The following is a 19,782-nucleotide window of genomic DNA, read 5'->3' on the forward strand; positions in this document are numbered from 1 at the left end:
GTGGATGGGTTGTCTAAGCTGTGTAATAGGAACTATTTTGTATTTTATGCCGACAGCTAGTACTAACTCGTCTTTGTTCTTCCCCAAAAAAAGCCAGCATGCTTTAAGGGCATACTGGCTTTGTATTGATTTACTTGTTACTTAAGTTAGATTGAGTAAAAGAAGTACAACTGAGATTTCATTCGAATGATAATCCCGCGTATTACGTCTAGGAAGCCCATAAAGCCAATTGGCTTCTCACCGCTTACCCAAGCGAGTCCAACGGAGCCGACAGGAATATCGTAACCTTCCGTTTCGTCAATTTTTAAGCGGACAAAGTGGTGTTTGTTTTGGAGGTTTCTGCCTGTGGTAACGCGAACCTGTTCATCAATACCTAATAAGCTAGCTTGTGCTTCACCCGTCGCTTCAACAATGCCTTCTACGGTTGCAGAGAATATTTTCCCCGGGTATACCGCGGTCGAAAATTCTGCTGGTTGACCCACCTTAACATTGCGAATCGCTTGGTGATTGACTCGCATCAATACGTACTTCTCTTCGGTATACATCTGGATACGAGGCATCATTGAAACGCGTTGACCCTCACGAAGGATAAAGTTCGTTACAAAGCCGTCAGTCGGTGCCGTGACTTTGGTACTGTTCAAGTCCCATTGTGCTTGTGCTAATGTTGCTTTTGCTGAATCGACCTCAGTCTGCTTCTTGCTTACATTGGTTTCAGCCTTGTGGATGTTTAATTTCGCATTCTCGGCATCGACTTCTTTCTTGCTAAGCTGAGATTCCAATGTCGTAACGTTATACGTCGCTAAGTCTACCTTTGCTGTTTGTTGGTCGATGTCAGTTTCTGTAATCGTATGTTCTACAACACTGTTTTGTTTCTGGTAACGGTCAAGGGTCTTAGATTGCAACACTAGATCTGTCTTTGCTGACTCTATCTGTGCAATAGATGTTTTGATGTCTTCTAGCGCCGACTGATAGCTAATTTTAGCAATGCTGACTTCTTGGCGAGCGGTATCTAAAGCGACTTTTGTTGACTCAAGTTGAACGCCTGCTTTGTCTCTCGCAATCACATATTTAGTGTCATCAATTTCGTAAAGAAGTTGCCCTTCAACCACATCTTGGTTTGGGCTGATGTGAACCTTTGTGGTTTTTCCTGTGACCGCAGTTGAGTCCGGGCGTAATTGAATATGTGGAGACTGAACAACCGATCCTCCAGATAGGTCCATCGGAGTAAAGTTGATTAACCCAACCCATACGAACATCAACCAAGATGTACCACCTAAGTAAGCAAACGCTTTGGTGCCTTTATTCCAAGGCATACCGACCAGTCTCAGTAAATAAATGAACAGTGCCCAAATCGCTAAACCTTCTAACATACTGGGTTCTCCTCATTTTTATCATTTTGTTCCGGCGGTACATCAGACTTTGGCGGCGCTTTCCAGGTGTCTCTCAGATTGATGATGGCTTTTTCCATATCAACAAAGGCCAAGATGACGGCGAGTACCCATACCCAGTGCCAGATAAAACCAATCCAAGTTAATGCGGTGATCAAACCGAGTTGTTGGTGCTCTTTGCTGTGAGCTTTATTGATTGGTAATTCATGCACACGCCAGAACCCGTAACATGCAGCAGCGATAGTTGCGATCAATACAACGCCTGCTACAACGTGTAGAGCGGTATCGGCGCCGGTGCCGACAAATGGGACACTCACTAAACTCATTGATAAACCCTAGGTTAAATTGAGCACAGAGTGTGATTGATATCAGATTTAGAGGTTGAAAATTTACCAATTACTTTAATAATGATGCCAATATGATTTGATCAGTAATAGTGACTTCTAGGTATGGTAGCTAATGAACAATTGTAACTTCTTAAGAGCATTGGGAATTCTGGGTATTTACCAACACGCAACGACCAATAAGTTCGTGAATGTAGAGCAATTAGGTATCCCCAAGTCGGTATTTAACAACCCGATGAGCCTTATTCCCGTTAGCGAAGTGGACAAATGGTATGGCTTGCTTGAACAACAAACAGGCGATTCCGATATTATCTTGAAGCTTGCTGATAGGGTGGATATTGAAAGGCTAGGTCCTCTCTCGAACTGGTTTTTCTCTGGGCACGATCTGGCTTCTTCTATTCGTCGAGTTAACATTGGCCTGCACTGTTTGCAGTCTGGTGCTTTTCTCTATGGCGCTCAAGTCGGTAAACTCATCAAGTGGTGTTACGACAATCCTGCGTATTCGGAGACTGGTAAAGTTCATGACTCGATTCGAGTCGCCATCTTTATGATGAAGATATTGAGACGATACTTGGGAGACGATTTTACCCCCGCAGCCGTATCTATCGCTGGTTATCGCGAAAATACTCAACTTTATCAGGAGTACTTTGGGTGCAACATTCAGTGGGGCCAACCACGAACTGAGATTTGGATACCGAGCCACTTGAGGTTGTCGATCAACCAATCACCTTCTGTCGGCAAGATGAGTTTGGCGATGAACTTTCATGATTTAGACAATTACCTCAACATGCCCGATGCCGCGGATGAGCATAAAGTGACTTATGAGATGATCAATTATAGTCGCCATTTCGGCCTGCCAACGCTGCATAAAGTTTCCAGTCTGCTCGGTTTATCAGAACAGCAGTTCCAACGACGATTACACAAATTGGGTGTTAACTTTTCTACCATCATGGGATACGCGTTAAGTAACGTGGCGGTGGAGCTATTGTTGTATTCAGTGCCAGTGGAAGAAGTGGCGACGAGGTTAGGTTATACCAACGTCGCGAGCTTTAATCGGATGTTTAAGAAACATCGAGGTTTGACACCCAAGCAATATGTTGAGCGCCTAAAAACCGGCCTGTAACTATGCAGAGCTAACTTATGGTTCGTTTATGGATCAGGCTGGACAAGTAAACCACAGCCCAAACACTTAAAATAAAAGGGGCGGTGAGTGGCAGTAGTGACAGTTCATGAAAACCAAGTGTAACAAGGCAGCTCAAAAGAATGCCTAATAGGATTAACGGCCAAGGGATTCGCGGATAGAGTACAAGTGCTAGAGTAGCAAGAATGGCGTTGTACCCGTAAAGACCCTGCTCAATTAGCGCGCCAGAAGCACCGATCATCTTACTAAAAATGGTGCTAATTATTACTGCTAGCACAACCCAAATGGCATGCTTTAGGTTGTTAAGTGCGATGGCAACCAAGATAACGAGCCCCGACAATGCATTTTCGATGAAACTGACTTGGCTTATTCCCTTTAACAACGGGATAACCACTGTCGGCAGGTTGAACCATGAGTTAGCCTCAATACCGATGAGTGGTATCAATGCGGAGCTGGATAGAGAAAATGCCGATAAATCCAAGGTTGATTGGATAGCATAAATCAGCCAAGAGGTGAGGATAAAGGCGCTAGTGTAACCGCGATATTTCTCAAAAATGAATACGACGTGGGCAATGGGGACTGTGAGTAATGCGCCTAACACAGTCACTAGAACCAATAACGGTGTGACACCAAAAAAGTTACCGATAAATAAACCAATTAAAGCCCCATTTAACGCATACATACCACTATCAATATCGTAAGCTGCCTTGTTGGTGTTGGTGTTGGTGTTGGTGTTGGTGTTGGTGTTGGTGTTGGTGTTGGTGTTGGTGTTGGTGTACATATAGCCATAGAAGGCTAATGCATAGCTGCAACTGGCGCCAAGCAAAGTAAGAAAAGCCAGTGCAAGTGACTCAATAGAAATGGCAAGTAATAGCAGGAGCGACGTCATAACAGACGGTGTGAAATAGACTTGCCCAATGCCATTGAGCAAGCCTTGAAATGGTTGAATATCCTTATTCGTTCTCATCGTCTGATTACATTATTATGTCATGTTAAATTTTTGTAATTCAGATTGTATACAATTTTATTAAGTTGACCATCTTTGTGTATCAATTCTGATACCAGCGCTCACCATAGGCTTGTTGGTAATCTGGTGTTTCAATGATGCCTTCTTGCTCTGGAACCGTTTCTAATGGCCCTACGACCGTTCGATAAGGCAATACGCCAGCCCAAACTGGGATATCCATATCAGCTTTATCATCATTCACCCCATGTTTACCAATCTTCACGGAGGCTTCCGTTAAAGGGATCGCTAACAACTCGGTTGCGGTGAGTTCTTTTTCATTACTGAGCCTGACTTCATCGGTTCTGCCCGGCGCGATTTGCTCAATAAAAATATTTAACAAGCGATCCTTTTCTTGGTTGTCATCGATGACTGAAAATGATCCCAATACCACAGCAGAACGATAATGCGTGCTGTGATGAAATGCCGAACGAGCCAATACCCAACCATCGAACAAAGTGAACGTTAAACAGGTGGGCTCTCCCTTTTTTAACCCTTTTAGTAAGCGACTGTTTTTAGCCCCATGAATGTAGACCATATCATCGACTCGCCACGCGAGCATCGGGATAACCATTGGCCCTTGTTCACCCTGCAATGCAATGTGTGCGATTAAGCTCTCATCAATAATTTGGTGCAGTTTCTCTTGTTCAAATACGGCTTTGTGAGCCCCTTTTTTAATAGTGGTTCTTTTCGTGTTAGATAACATAATCGCTCCTTAATCATTGCCTTTTGATTAATGTAGCGATTAACTGGTCTATTAAATAGAGCCACTTTTAAACACTATTTGGATCCAGTTATGCAGCCTATTGATGTCGGTGATCTACAGTTAGACGAACAACACGACACGCGCCAAACCGCCTTGTTTCACGCGATCAGAGAGAAGATCGTTCACGATTTATGGAGTAAAGGCAGTAAGTTACCTTCAACACGTAAGTTGGCCGTTGAGTTATCGGTGAGTCGAAACACGGTGATCTACGCGTACGAACAACTGGTTACCGAAGGCTATATCGAGAGTAAGCAAGGCTCAGGGTTTTATGTCTCGGTTGAACAACCAGAGCACTTTCTAAGTTTGTCTCAACCGAAGTGTGTTCAGGATGCGAAGGTTAAACAAACAGTCAGTAAACCGACTACAAACATAGCGACACCTAACGATATTAACCGCAGCTTTGCCCCCGGAGTTCCTGACTTAGATGCCTTCCCTTTTGCCAAATGGCAGAGGCTGCTGCAACGTCACTCTACACGTCAGAGCATTGCGGGCAATCAAGAGGTTCAGGGAAGCTTGGCCTTGAGAGAAGCGTTGAACGGGTATCTTGCGAGTAGTCGTTCGGTTAATTGTAGTGCCTATAGAATCATCATCACCGCTGGTGCGCAGCAAGCCATCTCAATCGGATTAATGGCGACGTTAGCGATGGGCGACAAAATCCTTGTGGAAGAGCCCGGCTATCGACAAGTGCATAAAATTATCGATCTATTGAGGCTAGAGCTAGACGGTGTGAGTGTGCGTGAAAAGGTGGGGTTAGATATTGAAAAAGTGCTCTCCAGTAACGCCAAGGCATTGTATGTCACGCCGAGTAACCAATACCCAATGGGCACGACCCTCAATACTGAGCAACGCCTGAAACTGATCGATTGGGCTAACAAACATCAGTCATGGATCATTGAAGATGACTACGACAGTGAGTTCCAGTTTGCTCATCGCCCTTATACCAGCATGCAAGGCTTGGCGGGTAAGTTAGGGTTCGATGATCGCATCATCTATGTCGGCTCTCTGAGTAAGGTGATGTTCAATGGCCTCCGATTAGGTTATTTAGTAGTGCCAGAAAGTCTGGTGGCGAAGTGTCTTGAGATTAAAGACGCGCTCACGGGAGACACGGCGTCTCATACACAAGAAGCTTTGGCGGATTTTGTTCGCGAAGGCGATTTATTGCGTCATATTAGAAAGATGCGTCGTTCATACAAACTCAAGCATGAAGCGATGATAGAAGCGATTAAAAGTGAGTTTCATGGCGATCTTGAAGTGATTAGCCAAGCGGCAGGGCTACATGTGACCGTGAAGTGGTATCAAGGCATATCTGAACATGAGTGGAGCCGTAGAGCAGAGCTTGAAAATATCATTATTCGTCCTTTTGACTTTTATGAATATGGATCAAGTGATGCTCGTGATTGGAATGGGGCGGTGTTGGGGTTTGGAAATATCCGTTTGGCTGAGATAAAGCCGAAGATCACACAGATCGCTCGGCTTTTTTATCAGTAATATTGGTTGGGCTTGCTTACAATTTGTCGATTCATCATTAATCGAGTTATAGCTTGTCGACAGAAACGGTGGGTTTACTTTTACCTAGCCATTTACGCCAAGGGAGTGACAATGTCACAAAAATAGTGACGGCATAGAGCATCGACCAGCTTAAACAGATAAACACCAAGGTACAGATGACCAGTGAGAGCATGGCGGTGTATCTAGATGCACCAGTCAGTAATCGGCAAGCCGCTAACATTGCAAGCAGATAAACCAGAACGAAAATACCGTTGGCGAGTTTAAGAAAGAATTCGAGATCGAGATTAGACAACTCACCAATCACACAAGAGATAAGCGCGACAAAGCCAATTGCTAAGGTTGGGTAAAGTGGTACACCACGGCTATTAAGCTGCGCCATTTTACTGGTAGGAGTGTGCTGGCGAGCTTGAGCCCATATCATGCGAGACAAGCTTTGTGTGTAAAGGTTTAGGCTAGCAAAACAAGCAAAGAAACCCAGCACACTGATGACGGTTTTGAAGCCATTACCAAACAGTTGTTCTGTTACCCACGGGATGGATGCTGCATCAAATTCAGGTGAACCATAAGCGCCTAGCTTGATAATAACCACCGAGCAAGCCCAGTACACTATGCCCGCAACGAAACACCCTGCAATGATTGCGATGGGAAAGTCACGCTGTGGATTCTTAAATTCCTCTCCCATGTGAGCAAAGGCTTCGATTCCTACAAAGCACCAAAACATCACCGCTAAGGCTGCGCCAATCGACCACATCGAATCGGACGTCATGGTCGGAACTGCGATGTCAGCTGCTGTGATGTCGGCTTTCCAAACAAAGGCGCTAACCAAGGCAAAAATCGACAAGGCGATCACCGTTTGTAAGCGGCCAGAAGACTTACTGCCCATCAAATTGACGGCAATAAGCAGAGCGACGGTAAAGGACTGAGCGCCAAGTGGTGTGTCGAGTGGTGCTGGCAATAGTTGTTGTGCAAAACCTCCAGCCAATGCAATCGCAGCCGGAATACCGACAGGAATCACACTCACAAACAACCAAGCCACGCTGGTTTCTAATCGCTCACTGAATGCCTGACGCACAAAATAGGCCGTGCCACCTGCATTGGGGTAGCGTTTTCCTAATGCGGCAAAGGTTAGTGCAATCGGGCAAATAGCGATAAACAGGATTAACCACGCGAGTAGTGACAACTGTCCTGCAATGCCTGCTGCGATCGCAGGGATCATAAATAATCCAGTGCCTAGCAAGGTAGTCGAGAGTTGTCCGATTCCTGAAATAAGCGTGATTTCTTGTTTGAGTTGTGTCATTCGCTCTCCTAGCTATTGGCTTATTATATCGGCCTTCTTGTGCCTGTCTTCTGATGTATGGGTGATGCTATGAATGAGAGCATACATTGTCGACATCAATAATACAGCTAGCGAAACGTCTTAAGACACCGTCAATTTAACGGTTTTAATTTGATTAAGCGTGAAAGTGTCGGCTGTCATAATGGTTGTTATAAGTAGGAAAGTTGTGTCAAATTAGGCGTTATAAATAGAACAATAAATGGAAAGAATCAGAAGCATGGATAAATTTGATCGCCAAATTTTGGATATTCTCAAAACCAATGCACGATGCTCAGTGAGCGATATCGCCCGAGATGTCAGTCTTTCGCGTTCGGCGGTGAATGCCAGAATCAAGAAACTGGAAAGCGACAAAGTGATTACGGGTTATTGTGCTCAAGTGGCAAAGCCCAACCAAACGAAGAATGTGTGCGCTTACATCTTGTTGAAGTTCGACATGTCGAGCAGCGACCATAGTTGTGAGTCTTACGCGACACGAATCCAGAGTATTGATGAAGTGCAATGGTGCCACTCTATTAGCGGTGAGACTGACATGATGCTTTATGTTGAAGTTGAAAGCATGGAGCGTTTGAACCAAATTCGCGACCAACTGCAAAGCTACCCAGAGCTTCGACACCTTATGACTCATACTGTCTTGACGGAATTTTTCAACAAACAGAATGCGACGGTGCATTCATGTTAGGTAATATCAACTTAAACCTACTGCGCTCTCTGCACGTGCTTCTTGAAGAGTGTCATGTCAGTCGAACAGCTCAGCGTTTGCACATCACGCAGTCGGCGGTGAGCCGTCAACTGGCTCAGCTTAGAGATCTATGTGGCGATCCTTTGCTGGTTCGTGATGGCAACAAACTGGTTCCGACTAACCGTGCTTTGTTGCTCAAAGGTAAACTCGATGACTTGCTTGGAGAGTTCGACCACCTTTTAGACGATAAACCCTTTGAACCGAAAGACTGGCAGGGTGAACTGGTATTGTCTTCGAGTGACTATGTGGCTCAGTATATTCTTCCTGTTATTGTTGCAGAGGTGTTCGCCGAAGCCCCGAACATTAATTTGGCTTTCCGCTTGTGGCAGCCAAATTACCTTGAAGCTCTGAACGAGTCGGGTATTCATTTGGCTTCCAGTATGTTTCCCACAAAGCCAGAACATGTATCAAGCATTAAGCTTGGTGAAGATAAATCGGTGTGTTTGATGCGCAAGTCGCACCCATTAGCCCACCAATCGGCTTTGAGTGCAGAAGATATCGTCAGCTACTCTCACATCAAAGTGACAGGTGGCGGAGATAAAGACAGCTACGCGGACATAGCATTGAAGAAGCAAGGGCTGAAGCGAAGAGTGGCTTTACAGGTCCCGTTCTTTTCATCCGCAGGCACAGTGTTAATGCAAGATGATTATTTGATGATCGTGCCAGAACATATCGCCTATAACCTAGGTCGGCACCTCGATACTGCCTATTTTTCTTTGCCATTTAATACGGAAATGCACACCTATTGGTTAATGTGGCACCCCAAGTATGACAACGACTCTGCCCACAAATGGGCGAGAGAAAAGGCATTCCAAGCTATGCAGAAGTCGAGTTATAATATCAGTATGACTTGAAGTCATAGATGTAATGATAATCTTTGATTTCAAATAATACCTTCTGCGAATTATGGTAAGTGCTAAGTATTGAGTATTAAGCAAAGAGCGTTCCGCTGGGGCGCTTTGTTTTACTAGGAATGGAATGATGACAGTAACAATTTGGTTTTCTTTATTAGCGATTTGCTTGTTGGGTGCAATGTCTCCGGGCCCAAGCTTGGCGATGATTGCAAAACACAGTCTGGCTGGTGGCCGTATGAACGGGCTTATCGCGGCTTGGTCTCACGCCGTAGGCATCGGTATTTATGCGTTCGCAACCATTGTTGGTTTAGCCGTTGTGCTTGAGCAATCCCCCATGTTGTTCAAAGCCATTAGTTTAGCGGGTGCAGCGTATCTGCTTTATCTCGGCGTGAATGCGTTGCGTTCGAAAGGTGGTGTTGCCGCGAAATTGGAAGCGGGTGAGCAGATGAGTTACATGCAGTCTGCTCGCGAGGCTTTCTTGATCTCTATCTTGAGCCCAAAAATCGCGCTGTTCTTCATCGCTCTGTTTAGCCAATTTGTTGCGTTAGGTAATGAACTGACCAATCAAGTGATTATCGTATCAACACCGCTACTTGTAGACGGTTTATGGTACACATTTATCACCTTGGTGTTGTCTAGCCCTTTGATTGTTGAACGTATACGTTCGAAAGCGCAGTTGATTGACCGATTGTCAGGTGTGGTGTTGATTCTACTTGCTGTGCGTGTGGTGTGGATGATTTAGTCATCACTAGACCTTAAGATCTAAAACGGCTCACAAGAGGTTATCTTGTGAGCCGTTTTTGTTTCTACTTATCTAAACGCTAACAGTTAACCGCTAAAAGAAGTTAGCCTGCTGAGTTTAGAACCGAATCTAATTCTTTCATTGAGTCAGCAAAGTAAGGGTTATAGGTCAAACGTGCATGGTTTTTTCCATCTTCACGATATCCCCATGCTGAGTACCAAACTTCACTTGTCGCGTTGCACTGTTCTTCAAAACCTTCCTCTTGACCATTGGAGCAGATCTTCTCGCTACCATTGATTCCGTAATACGGATTGCTTGGCGAGAACAGTAAACCCATGTGAGAACCGTTCGAGATGCGTTGCTCCGGGAGCTTCATGCTGTACTGAACCGCTCGCGGATCATCGAGTGTCGTCTCACCTTGCCAGATCAACACATTGTTTGGGTTGGGCATCGATTCAGTAAACGCTTGTTGAACGAAACTGGTGTCAATCACGCTGTCGCCTTCACTCATCATAATAAACACCGGTTTATCGAAGTGCTTATCTTGTAAGTCATCACGAACGACTTCTGATGTCTCGTAGTAAACCGAGGCACCGTTCATTGGCAATGAGTTGTAACGCAACACGTTGTCTTCAGGATCTTGATCAGCCCAAGTGAAAAAGTAGCTTGCGAGCCCTGCGTATTGAACGGCAGACGAGCTTGGTTGAAACGCAGGGGAGAACAGCAGTAATCCGGAGATTTTAGGATCGTTCATCGCTTGCGAAGTGACGAGATTTGCGCCTGTTGAATAGCCGCCAAGCCACACAGAATCATACTCTTGCTCAAGCAACTTGGTATGGTGAGCGACCACACCTTGCCAATCATCTAAGCTCGGTTGCATTAGGTCACCCACACGACTACCGTGACCCGGAAGCAATACCGTTCTCACTAAGTAACCTTGATCAGCCAAATGGGTAGCGATGTCTTTAAACGAATAGGGTGAATCACCTAATCCATGGACCAATAATACCGCTTTGCCGTTTGGTGAGGCTGGTTTGTATTCAGTCGGGGAGTTCAGTTGAATCTCAAGCTGCTTGTTTTTTGTCATGAACACGCGGTTTTTCAGCAGCCAATCTTGGGTGTCATTGACGTAGGCATCAAAGCTATCTTGCTGATAGCTAGGCAAATCTGGAGATGTTTCGTAAGCGGGTATAGTTGTCTCGTTGGAACAACCAACGAGACTTAAAGTCGTTAAGGCGAGCAGCGTTAGAATGGTATTTCTATGCATTTTTTAATGTTGTCTCTTTTGTGCTTTCACTATGTTTGAAACTTAAGTTTAGATTACTTTTTGCTTGAAAGGTCTTCGTATTCACCTTCAATAACACCGGCATCATTGGTTGATGACTGACGAGTGTTCATATGAGCTGCGAAACCTTGTTTCTTCATTTGATTCTGAATGCGCTTGCCAGTAATTAAAGCTGCAATAGCTAAAGGAATAGCAAGGATCAAGCTAGTGAATAACGCCAATAGGCCAGTAAACAATGCAACAATCGTAACTAATATATTTTTCATATTCATTCCTCTTTTTCTATGTTGTTACTATATCGCTTCTATTCTGAACGAAACATGAACACCACCAAATAATTCTAGAGAGTCACTATGACACAGGTGTGTGTGGATTGAGAGTATATATGTAGTCATAATCACGCACTAAAATAAGGGAATAAAGCTAAATCAAATGAAATCAATGGGTTAAAAGTTGGCACGGTTGATGCTCTATAGGGTTTGGAATAAGTCACTGTAAGCAAAGTACTTACAGTTAACTAAAATATTACTGGAGCCCTTATGTTCTGTATTCAATGTGAACAAACAATTCAAACCCCAACCGTAAAAGGCTGTTCTTTCGCACAAGGTATGTGTGGTAAAACATCGGAAGTATCCGACCTTCAAGACGTGTTGGTGCATTCTCTTCAAGGTGTTTCTTTCTGGGCCAATTTAGGCCGCGCTTGCGATGTTATTGATACTGAAATTGACGAATGGGCACCAAAAGCGTTCTTCGCAACGCTGACTAACGTTAACTTCGACCCTGCTCGTATTATCGAGTTCGCACAACAATCTCACGAGTTTAAGCAGCGTTTAGAGCAACAGGTACGTGCGGCTGCTACGTTGATCGGTTTTGAAATCCCAGCACTTTCGGCTGCTGCGCAATTCGATCTTCCTACAGATTCTTCAGAGCTATTGGCGCTTGCCCCTCAAGCTGCGGTAAACCGTGGTCACGACTCTCAACATGAAGATGTGATTGGTCTTCGCCTTCTTTGCCTATACGGTCTAAAAGGTGCGGCAGCCTACATGGAGCACGCGCGTGTTCTTGGTCAAACTGACAATGCTATCTTTGCTGAATACCATGAAATCATGGCTTTCTTAGGTACTGACCCATCTGACCTAAAACAACTGCTAGATACGTCTATGCAGATTGGCTTGATGAACTACAAAGTCATGGAAATGCTGGATAAAGGTGAGACAGATACATTTGGTCACCCTCAACCAACAACCGTGAACGTGAAGACTAAGAAAGGCCACTGTATTCTTGTTTCTGGTCACGACTTGCATGATCTAGAAAAGATCCTTCAACAAACTGAAGGCAAGGGCATCAACGTTTACACTAACGGTGAGATGCTACCTGCACACGGTTACCCTGAACTGAACAAGTACCCACACCTTGCGGGTAACTACGGCAGCGCTTGGCAGAACCAGCAAAAAGAGTTTGCGAACTTCCCTGGTGCCATCGTAATGACATCTAACTGCCTACTTAACCCTGATGTAGGTTCTTACGCAGACCGTCTATTTACACGTAGCATCGTAGGCTGGCCGGGTGTTGATCACCTTGAAGGCGACGATTTCAGCGCAGTAATCGACTGTGCTCTTGCGCAAGAAGGCTTCAAACACGACGAGATCGAGCAAATGATCACTGTCGGTTTTGGTCGTAACGCACTGATGGAAGCGGCTCCGGCGGTTATCGAGCAAGTAAAAGAAGGCAACATCAAACACTTCTTCTTAGTCGGTGGTTGTGACGGTGACAAATCTGAACGTAGCTACTACACAGATTTCACAGCTCAAGCGCCAGAAGATTCAGTAATCCTGACACTTGCATGTGGTAAATTCCGTTTCAACAAAAACCAATTCGGCGACATTAACGGTATCCCACGTCTGTTAGATGTTGGCCAATGTAACGATGCTTACTCTGCGATTCAGCTTGCTATCGCACTGTCTCAAGAGTTTGATTGTGGTATCAACGAACTTCCGTTAACGCTAGTTCTATCTTGGTTCGAGCAAAAAGCGATCGTTATCCTGCTTACCCTGTTCGCTCTTGGTGTGAAAGGTATTTACACGGGCCCAACAGCACCTGCTTTCCTAACAGAAAACCTATTAAAGATTATGCAAGACGAGTTCGATATGCGTTCTATCTCAACGCCAGAGCAAGATCTTAAAACAATCTTAGCGGCTTAATTTAAGCCAACTCTAAGCCCCGTTGTTGTGACGTTTTTCTAAAACAGACAACGGCGGGGCTTTTTCGATTTAAATCTTTAGTCATTTAATCATCTAGTCATTAGCAAGGTACACGAACTATGTATGCATGGTCGGATAGCGATTCAATCAATTTAGTGTGTTTAAAGAAATGGCACGAGACGCCAGATACGGTCAGCTTTGAGCTTGGCAGCGTTCCACAAGACTTACATTTCAACTTTAAGCCGGGGCAATTTATTACTCTGGGTTTGGATATGCCGGCGAAAACGGATTACCGTGCTTATTCTGTAGCGTCTTGTCCTGAAGATAACCGCCTGAAGCTGACGGTAAAGCGTGTGGAAGGTGGTTTGGTTTCGAACTTTATTGTTGATGAACTTGATGAAGGTGATGAGGTTTCTGTATTGAAGCCTGCTGGTGCGTTTAACTGTATTGATTGCATGCCAACGGCGACAAAGAAAGTAACGCTAGTGAGCGCGGGTTGCGGTATCACTCCGGTGATGGCGATGGCGAAGTATTGGTTGGCTCAAGGCAGTGATGTTGAAATCGATTTTGTTCACATGGCACGTAATCGACGCGAGACTATCTACTTTGAAGAGCTCAACCAACTCGATGAGACACACGCTAACTTTAACCTTAAGTTGCTTCTGAAAGACAGTGAAGGAACAACTGCTCCCCAAGGTCGTCTAGACAAGAGCTGGTTGGTAACACTCAGCCCAGATATTTTAGACAGAACCGTATACTTGTGTGGGCCGGTTAGCTTTATGCAAGACATAGAAAACTACCTGAAAGAACTTGAGTTCAACATGGATAACTTCTACCAAGAAAGTTTTACTCCCGCGACTCAAAGTAATAATTCACTAGCCCATAGCAATACTGCTTCAGAAGAACCACAAACAGAAGCGTCAGCAGATTCAAATGGCGCCGTTAAGGTGTTTGTTCCTGCATTTGGCGCAGAAGTTGAAGCAGAAGCGGGAACCCCATTGGCGGATTCATTAGAAAAAGCAGGTGTTCCGATTATTATTGCTTGTCGCAGTGGGATTTGTGGTTCGTGTAAGTGTAAAGTAACCAAAGGTTCGGTGGAATCAAGCAGCCAAGAAACATTGACGCCAGAACAGATTGAGCAAGGTTATGTCCTTGCGTGTTCGAGTACGATTCAGTCAGATGTTGAGGTTGAGCTGTAGCAGATGTGAAGTCGAGCTTTGTTAGAACGGTAAAAACAAAGTTGGCGTAATAGAGACCAAAATTAAAGTAACAGATGTAAAAAGGCCACTTAGATCAGATAGAGAGAGCAGATCTAAGTGGCAACCTTCCTGTTTATACGGGGGAGTAAAACAACAAGGGTTGCAAAGCCCATTACAGACTTCGCAGATATAATTATTATGTTGTGGAGCCGTTTGCGCTGAGTTAGTTACAAGATCGAAGTCGTTTAAACTTCAGGGTATGTCTTGTAACGAACACCCATCATCTGTTCCATACAGTGAACAACTTGGCAGCTGTAGCCAAACTCGTTGTCGTACCAAATGTACAGAACAGCGCGGTTGTCTTGCGCGATAGTTGCAACACCGTCAACCACACCTGGGTGGCGAGAACCAACCAAATCGGTAGATACAATCTCGGTTGAGTCGGTGTAATCAATCTGTGCAGATAAAGTTGAAGATAGCGCCATTTCACGCAGGTATTCGTTCAACTCTTCTTTGTTTGTGCCTTTCTCAAGGTTTAGGTTTGCTACTGCCATTGAAACGTTTGGCGTAGGTACGCGAATCGCATTACCTGTTAGCTTGCCTTCCATTTCTGGCATCGCTTTTGATACCGCTTTAGCAGCGCCAGTCGATGTCAGTACCATATTCAATGAAGCAGCACGACCACGACGATCACCTGAGTGGAAGTTATCGATTAGGTTTTGGTCATTGGTAAATGAGTGAACCGTTTCGATGTGACCTGATAGGACACCAAATTTGTCGTGAACCGCTTTTAATACTGGCGTAATCGCGTTGGTTGTACAGCTTGCAGCAGATATGATCGTGTCTTCTGGTTGAATGTCATTTTGGTTTACACCAAATACAACGTTCTTGATTTCACCTTTGCCTGGCGCAGTCAGTAGAACCTTCTTCGCACCATTACACGCAACGTGTTGGCTTAGGCCTTCAGCGTCACGCCATACACCTGTGTTATCAACCACAAGTGCATTCTCGATACCGTAAGATGTGTAATCCACTTCTGCTGGCTTGTTTGCGTAGATAACTTGGATGAAATTACCGTTAACGATGATCGCTTTACGTTCTTGGTCTACAACGATGCTGCCGTTGAATTGGCCATGAACAGAGTCACGACGTAGCAAGCTTGCACGTTTTTCTAAGTCACCGTCTTTGCCGCCACGAACAACAATTGCACGTAAACGCAGTGGGTAACCTGGGCCACTTTTCTCGATCAATAGACGAGTGAGCAAGCGGCCAATACGACCAAAACCGTACAAGACAACATCGCGAGGTTCTGTCATCGCATCGCCTTCAAGCGATTCCAAAAGCGCAGTTTGTAGGAAATCATCCAACCCGTGTGTGTCTTCGCGATCTTGCCAGAATGTATGAGCAAGGCGACCAACATCGATACGACATGGAGATAAGTCCATAGAGAGAAGGTGTTGAATGATGGGTTGAGTCTGTTCTGCGGTAAGCGGAGAACCTGTGTAACGTTTTGCGATGCGGTGAGCTTTGATGATGTCGATAGTTGTTGCGTTAACCAGTGTTTTACCGAAGAGGATAACTTCAACGCCTTTTTGGCGGTACAACTGACCTAAAGTAGGAGCGATTGATTCAGCAATAGTTTGACTAGTTTGCCAGTCTAGGAGGTGCTTTTCGGGACTCATCTTTACTCGGGACCTTTCACGTTAATTTCTGCAATCATAGCGAATGTAGGGTAGCCATGAGTGCATGGGAGAATTGAGCTATCTAAGCAGTAATGGTCTTTAACGCCACTTAAAATGCGCTTGATATGCCTTGTGTGTAACTTGTAATTTTTATGTGGCAGGATTGTAAGGTACGACGGGTTATTCTGCTAGGAAAAATAAATGCAGACAAATTATCTGTAAGTTGGCTTTATATTAGCCATAAATCAAGTTTTCAGTGTCGATAAAGGCTATTGACTTTAACAATCTGTAGCACTTATTTTTCGCCAAAAAATACTCAAATCAAAATATTATATGTAATAACAGTCATAGTGATCATTAAAGGTGTGATCGTTAGCTCAAGTTACACGTAAACAGTAAACGACAAATAAGGTGATTAATGCGCTTTCTTGTTCAACCTTTGAATACGCCGAATTCGAGTGCGAAAAGTGCATGACGCAAACGATTGGATCTCACAAATTTCACTTAACTTCGGTGTTTGTTGGTTTATAGATTCATTACTCCCAACCTTGTGGAGCCGAGAAGCATGGCCGTTTGCTTATTATGGGAGTGATAATAACTGGATAAAGCTTGCTTCGTTAAATTTCACTTGTTCATACCTCGTTTGTATACAGCTCTCTCATCTATATTCCTCCTGTTTAAACATCTTGTGTTTAGATCTCGCGTGTTTAAAGCACACTTGTTTAGAGCACAATTGTTCAAAGCATATTTGTTTTAAGTCTATCTGTTTAAGTAACAGCCCCCCTTTAAAGCCTAAACATGGAGGTAAGTTGATCATAATTTACCGTTCTGGGCTCAGAGTATCGTTTGTTCATATCCAATTTGATCAATAAGTCCTGTTAATGTCCTATTCTTAACTTGGGCTAGGTAAAATTACTTTCGGGAAGGGAGTCGTTATAAAAATGATAAACATGTCAATTAGATGGCGTCTTATATTTCTTTCCACGGTTTCTGTATTCATCATGTTTGGTTTTACAGTCAATGAAGTGCTCAAGAACGATAAGAAGATGAATCACCTTGAAACAACTCGTATTAAGGTTGAAGCGCTTCAATCTTTTAATACCGTTTCCAGCGATGCTTATCGATGGTTGGTTCTGTCTAATGACTCTCCAGAGAAAGAGCTGCTGCTTTTAAAGCTGCAAGCTGATTTAGCTAGACTCGCTCAGTACGAGAAACAGCTTCGACAGTTCGATAGCAATTGGACTGTTGAACCACAGTTGGTTGAGCTTAAGGGTGTGTTAGCGAAACTCGCTCGCGTAACCTCCAGTATGAACAACGACGCATCACAAATTACGGACAACAACACGAAACTGACAGAGCATGCCTTCGACTTGCTAAAAGGCGTGTTAATGGAGCTATCTGAATATCGCATTAACATCGTGGACGAAAAGATCAGTCAAGCTGACGCGATGTTTATTAATCTTACTCACTACGTGTTTTGGACTCAGCGAGAAGCGTGGTTGAGCTACCGCTTGTATCGTTCTCCAGAGCTGATAGATCAATATTTATTGAGTTATGTTGGTGCTTTAGAAAGGCAGCAGCAGTTATTAGATACGTTTTTCCGTTCTGGAAGCCGTTCGCCTGAAATTAGAAAGCTATTAAGTACGTTTTCTAAAGATGAATTTCAAAACCGTTTTACAGCTCGAATCCTCAAAGGTGACTTCTCGTCGCCTGAAATATATGAACATGTGGAAGGTTTAGAACGAAAGAAGTTAGCGATTTCAAAGGCAGTGGGTGCTTACACTAAGCAATTACAGTTTGATCTGACCAAAAATATAGCACTGCAAAAAAGGCAAACCTTAGTTATGACATTGCTTATTCTTGTCGTGTCAGGTGTGTTGTTATGGCTTGGTGTAGCGACATCTCTTCGCTTAAATCGAAACCTATCTATTATTTTGAAAGGGGTGTCTGAATGCGCCGATAGCTACGGCAAGCCCAAGGTCATTCATATTCAAGGCAACGATGAACTTGCCGAGTTCACTGAAACTCTGAATCGAGTGATGGAGCGCAACTATCAACATAACAAAGAGTTAGTAGAAGCAAAAGAAGATGCAATTTCGGCTAACAAGGCCAAGAGCGCATTTTTAGCCAATATGTCCCATGAGATACGTACACCACTCAACGGGATTATTGGGATGGCTGAGATCTTATCTCAAAGCCAACTGAGCGCGAATCAACAAGAAGTGTTAGGAGATATCGAATCGTCTTCTCACTCATTACTGGTTCTGCTTAATGACATTCTTGACCTGTCCAAAATCGAGTCGGGCAACTTAATGCTATCGCCACACAATGCTGATCTGAGAGAGGCGGTTTACGACTCAGTCAGTGTGATTTTATCCAAAGCGATAAGTAAGGATATCGAACTCGACATCAATATCGATTCCCAAACCCCACCGCAGCTGTTTTTCGATGAGTACCGTGTAAGGCAGGTGCTGACCAATTTGCTGTCTAACGCCATCAAATTTACGTCAAAGGGCACGATTACGACGGACATTGCATACACACCTATGTCTTTGGGTAGAGGCAAGCTTGAATGCAGTGTGTCTGATACTGGAATTGGGATTGAGCCAGAGAAGCTAGAGTCCATATTTGAACCTTTCACTCAAGAAGATGGCAGCATTACTCGCCAATTCGGTGGGACAGGGTTAGGCCTTGCGATTTGTCGACAGCTTGTTGATTTGATGGGGGGTTACATTACCGCGCGTTCAGTGAAAGGAGAGGGCTCAACGTTCACTTTTTGTTTGTATGTCGACACTGTCGAAACTCATGTTCAAACCTTCGACAACCTAAGCCGTGCGACTATTATCTCGAATTCTTTCAATTACCTAGATCAACTGGTCAAAGAGTGTGAACGCTTAAATGTTCGACCTAATGTTGTGTCATCCATTTCGGATCTTGATGAAAACCTGAAAGAAAGTGACTTCATACTTTATTGTCATACGCTGCATCACTCCATGGATAAAGATCTTGCGACGCTGAAGGCGTTATACCCTTTGGCTCGCGTTATCGTGTGTCAGCATCATCTCTTTAAAACCAATCTAATCACAGAAACGGTTCACTCAACTCATACATTGCCATTCTTGGGTCGACGATTCTTAAACAGCTTACAATCTCTCGATGTCGGCGAAGAGCAAACTCCTCAAGTGGAAGCAAAAGATGAAGAGGTTCGCTCTCTGAATCGACGCATTTTGATCGTTGAAGACAATCTGATGAATCAAAAAATAGCGAGCTTCTTCCTTGAGCAAGCGGGCTATGAATATTTGATTGCCAGTAATGGCCAAGAAGCGGTGGATGTCATCACTCAAGGCGCTCAGTTTGATGCCATCTTAATGGACTGCATGATGCCTGTTATGGATGGCATAACGGCGACCCGTGCGATTCGACAGTGGGAGGCTGACCAACAAGCTGCGCCATTACCTATCATTGCTTTAACCGCTAGTGTGCTGGAAGAAGACATCAAAGATTGCTTTGAAGCAGGCATGAATGCCTATTTGCCGAAACCTTATAAATCCCACCAACTGTATGACCTTTTCAGTAGCCTTGATATTGTCTAA

Annotated in this window: 16 protein-coding genes; 8 read left to right on the plus strand and 8 right to left on the minus strand. The window is 44.3% G+C overall.

Features of this window, described 5'->3' with window-relative positions:
* Positions 1 to 146: 146 nt before the first annotated feature.
* Both AACR09_RS08290 and AACR09_RS08295 read right to left on the minus strand, forming a co-directional pair.
* Positions 147 to 1,370, minus strand: a complete 1,224-nt coding sequence (locus tag AACR09_RS08290) for an HlyD family secretion protein (protein WP_017082492.1) — start codon at positions 1,368 to 1,370, stop codon at positions 147 to 149.
* On the minus strand, positions 1,364 to 1,714 hold the full coding sequence (locus tag AACR09_RS08295; protein WP_017082491.1) for an MFS transporter: 351 nt from the start codon (positions 1,712 to 1,714) through the stop codon (positions 1,364 to 1,366). Before AACR09_RS08295 ends, AACR09_RS08290 begins: the two co-directional genes overlap by 7 nt.
* Before the next feature lie 133 nt (positions 1,715 to 1,847).
* Between AACR09_RS08295 and AACR09_RS08300 the strand changes: the two genes are divergently transcribed.
* Entirely contained in the window at positions 1,848 to 2,855 is a 1,008-nt protein-coding gene (locus AACR09_RS08300; protein WP_102450126.1) for an AraC family transcriptional regulator, read from the plus strand.
* Positions 2,856 to 2,865: 10 nt separating this feature from the next.
* On the opposite strand, the gene AACR09_RS08305 is transcribed toward AACR09_RS08300, so the two are convergent.
* Positions 2,866 to 3,840 (minus strand): urea transporter, encoded by a 975-nt coding sequence (locus AACR09_RS08305; RefSeq protein ID WP_193834721.1) that lies wholly within the window; start codon positions 3,838 to 3,840, stop codon positions 2,866 to 2,868.
* Positions 3,841 to 3,922: 82 nt separating this feature from the next.
* Entirely contained in the window at positions 3,923 to 4,582 is a 660-nt protein-coding gene (locus AACR09_RS08310) for a pyridoxamine 5'-phosphate oxidase family protein (protein WP_193834723.1), read from the minus strand.
* A 90-nt stretch (positions 4,583 to 4,672) separates the two neighbouring features.
* Between AACR09_RS08310 and pdxR the strand changes: the two genes are divergently transcribed.
* Positions 4,673 to 6,130: a MocR-like pyridoxine biosynthesis transcription factor PdxR gene (pdxR, locus tag AACR09_RS08315; protein ID WP_193834725.1), complete on the plus strand. Its 1,458-nt coding sequence runs from the start codon at positions 4,673 to 4,675 to the stop codon at positions 6,128 to 6,130.
* 46 nt (positions 6,131 to 6,176) lie between these two features.
* Here pdxR and yjeH read toward each other — a convergent pair whose 3' ends face one another.
* Complete coding sequence (yjeH, locus tag AACR09_RS08320) at positions 6,177 to 7,448, minus strand: L-methionine/branched-chain amino acid transporter (protein ID WP_102450123.1); 1,272 nt, start codon at positions 7,446 to 7,448, stop codon at positions 6,177 to 6,179.
* Between the two features lie 256 nt (positions 7,449 to 7,704).
* On the opposite strand from yjeH, the gene AACR09_RS08325 reads away from it, so the two are divergent.
* The 3 genes from AACR09_RS08325 to AACR09_RS08335 all read left to right on the plus strand — a co-directional run bounded on the left by AACR09_RS08325 (position 7,705) and on the right by AACR09_RS08335 (position 9,822).
* Positions 7,705 to 8,166: an Lrp/AsnC family transcriptional regulator gene (locus tag AACR09_RS08325; RefSeq protein ID WP_108122049.1), complete on the plus strand. Its 462-nt coding sequence runs from the start codon at positions 7,705 to 7,707 to the stop codon at positions 8,164 to 8,166.
* Positions 8,160 to 9,080 (plus strand): LysR family transcriptional regulator, encoded by a 921-nt coding sequence (locus tag AACR09_RS08330; RefSeq protein ID WP_193834727.1) that lies wholly within the window; start codon positions 8,160 to 8,162, stop codon positions 9,078 to 9,080. The genes AACR09_RS08325 and AACR09_RS08330 overlap by 7 nt, the downstream gene beginning before the upstream one ends.
* A gap of 127 nt (positions 9,081 to 9,207) precedes the next feature.
* Positions 9,208 to 9,822 (plus strand): LysE family translocator, encoded by a 615-nt coding sequence (locus tag AACR09_RS08335; RefSeq protein WP_029221972.1) that lies wholly within the window; start codon positions 9,208 to 9,210, stop codon positions 9,820 to 9,822.
* 103 nt (positions 9,823 to 9,925) lie between these two features.
* Here the strand turns inward: AACR09_RS08335 and AACR09_RS08340 are convergent, their stop codons facing one another.
* Positions 9,926 to 11,089 (minus strand): alpha/beta hydrolase, encoded by a 1,164-nt coding sequence (locus AACR09_RS08340; RefSeq protein ID WP_017079628.1) that lies wholly within the window; start codon positions 11,087 to 11,089, stop codon positions 9,926 to 9,928.
* A gap of 53 nt (positions 11,090 to 11,142) precedes the next feature.
* Positions 11,143 to 11,373 carry a hypothetical protein gene (locus AACR09_RS08345; protein ID WP_017061777.1) on the minus strand — a complete coding sequence of 77 codons (231 nt, stop codon included), beginning with the start codon at positions 11,371 to 11,373 and terminating at the stop codon, positions 11,143 to 11,145.
* 273 nt (positions 11,374 to 11,646) lie between these two features.
* Between AACR09_RS08345 and hcp the strand changes: the two genes are divergently transcribed.
* Together hcp and AACR09_RS08355 are read left to right on the plus strand one after the other, a co-directional pair.
* A complete protein-coding gene (gene hcp / locus AACR09_RS08350) occupies positions 11,647 to 13,308 on the plus strand; it encodes a hydroxylamine reductase (RefSeq protein WP_004730037.1) in 1,662 nt (553 codons plus the stop codon).
* Between the two features lie 119 nt (positions 13,309 to 13,427).
* Positions 13,428 to 14,507, plus strand: a complete 1,080-nt coding sequence (locus AACR09_RS08355) for a hybrid-cluster NAD(P)-dependent oxidoreductase (protein WP_193834729.1) — start codon at positions 13,428 to 13,430, stop codon at positions 14,505 to 14,507.
* Positions 14,508 to 14,752: 245 nt separating this feature from the next.
* On the opposite strand, the gene AACR09_RS08360 is transcribed toward AACR09_RS08355, so the two are convergent.
* Positions 14,753 to 16,189: a glyceraldehyde-3-phosphate dehydrogenase gene (locus AACR09_RS08360; RefSeq protein ID WP_017105329.1), complete on the minus strand. Its 1,437-nt coding sequence runs from the start codon at positions 16,187 to 16,189 to the stop codon at positions 14,753 to 14,755.
* 1,001 nt (positions 16,190 to 17,190) lie between these two features.
* Between AACR09_RS08360 and AACR09_RS08365 the strand changes: the two genes are divergently transcribed.
* Positions 17,191 to 19,782 (plus strand): ATP-binding protein, encoded by a 2,592-nt coding sequence (locus tag AACR09_RS08365; protein ID WP_193834735.1) that lies wholly within the window; start codon positions 17,191 to 17,193, stop codon positions 19,780 to 19,782.

Source organism: Vibrio sp. OPT20, assembly GCF_963889365.1.
Lineage (GTDB): Bacteria > Pseudomonadota > Gammaproteobacteria > Enterobacterales > Vibrionaceae > Vibrio > Vibrio splendidus.

What these genes read in the sequence shown, in the direction of transcription:
- AACR09_RS08290 (WP_017082492.1), bottom strand. Translation starts at nt 1,370, where the DNA reads ATGTTAGAAGGTTTAGCGATTTGGGCACTGTTCATTTATTTACTGAGA.
- AACR09_RS08295 (WP_017082491.1), bottom strand. Translation starts at nt 1,714, where the DNA reads ATGAGTTTAGTGAGTGTCCCATTTGTCGGCACCGGCGCCGATACCGCT.
- AACR09_RS08300 (WP_102450126.1), top strand. Translation starts at nt 1,848, where the DNA reads ATGAACAATTGTAACTTCTTAAGAGCATTGGGAATTCTGGGTATTTAC.
- AACR09_RS08305 (WP_193834721.1), bottom strand. Translation starts at nt 3,840, where the DNA reads ATGAGAACGAATAAGGATATTCAACCATTTCAAGGCTTGCTCAATGGC.
- AACR09_RS08310 (WP_193834723.1), bottom strand. Translation starts at nt 4,582, where the DNA reads ATGTTATCTAACACGAAAAGAACCACTATTAAAAAAGGGGCTCACAAA.
- pdxR (WP_193834725.1), top strand. Translation starts at nt 4,673, where the DNA reads ATGCAGCCTATTGATGTCGGTGATCTACAGTTAGACGAACAACACGAC.
- yjeH (WP_102450123.1), bottom strand. Translation starts at nt 7,448, where the DNA reads ATGACACAACTCAAACAAGAAATCACGCTTATTTCAGGAATCGGACAA.
- AACR09_RS08325 (WP_108122049.1), top strand. Translation starts at nt 7,705, where the DNA reads ATGGATAAATTTGATCGCCAAATTTTGGATATTCTCAAAACCAATGCA.
- AACR09_RS08330 (WP_193834727.1), top strand. Translation starts at nt 8,160, where the DNA reads ATGTTAGGTAATATCAACTTAAACCTACTGCGCTCTCTGCACGTGCTT.
- AACR09_RS08335 (WP_029221972.1), top strand. Translation starts at nt 9,208, where the DNA reads ATGACAGTAACAATTTGGTTTTCTTTATTAGCGATTTGCTTGTTGGGT.
- AACR09_RS08340 (WP_017079628.1), bottom strand. Translation starts at nt 11,089, where the DNA reads ATGCATAGAAATACCATTCTAACGCTGCTCGCCTTAACGACTTTAAGT.
- AACR09_RS08345 (WP_017061777.1), bottom strand. Translation starts at nt 11,373, where the DNA reads ATGAAAAATATATTAGTTACGATTGTTGCATTGTTTACTGGCCTATTG.
- hcp (WP_004730037.1), top strand. Translation starts at nt 11,647, where the DNA reads ATGTTCTGTATTCAATGTGAACAAACAATTCAAACCCCAACCGTAAAA.
- AACR09_RS08355 (WP_193834729.1), top strand. Translation starts at nt 13,428, where the DNA reads ATGTATGCATGGTCGGATAGCGATTCAATCAATTTAGTGTGTTTAAAG.
- AACR09_RS08360 (WP_017105329.1), bottom strand. Translation starts at nt 16,189, where the DNA reads ATGAGTCCCGAAAAGCACCTCCTAGACTGGCAAACTAGTCAAACTATT.
- AACR09_RS08365 (WP_193834735.1), top strand. Translation starts at nt 17,191, where the DNA reads ATGTTTGGTTTTACAGTCAATGAAGTGCTCAAGAACGATAAGAAGATG.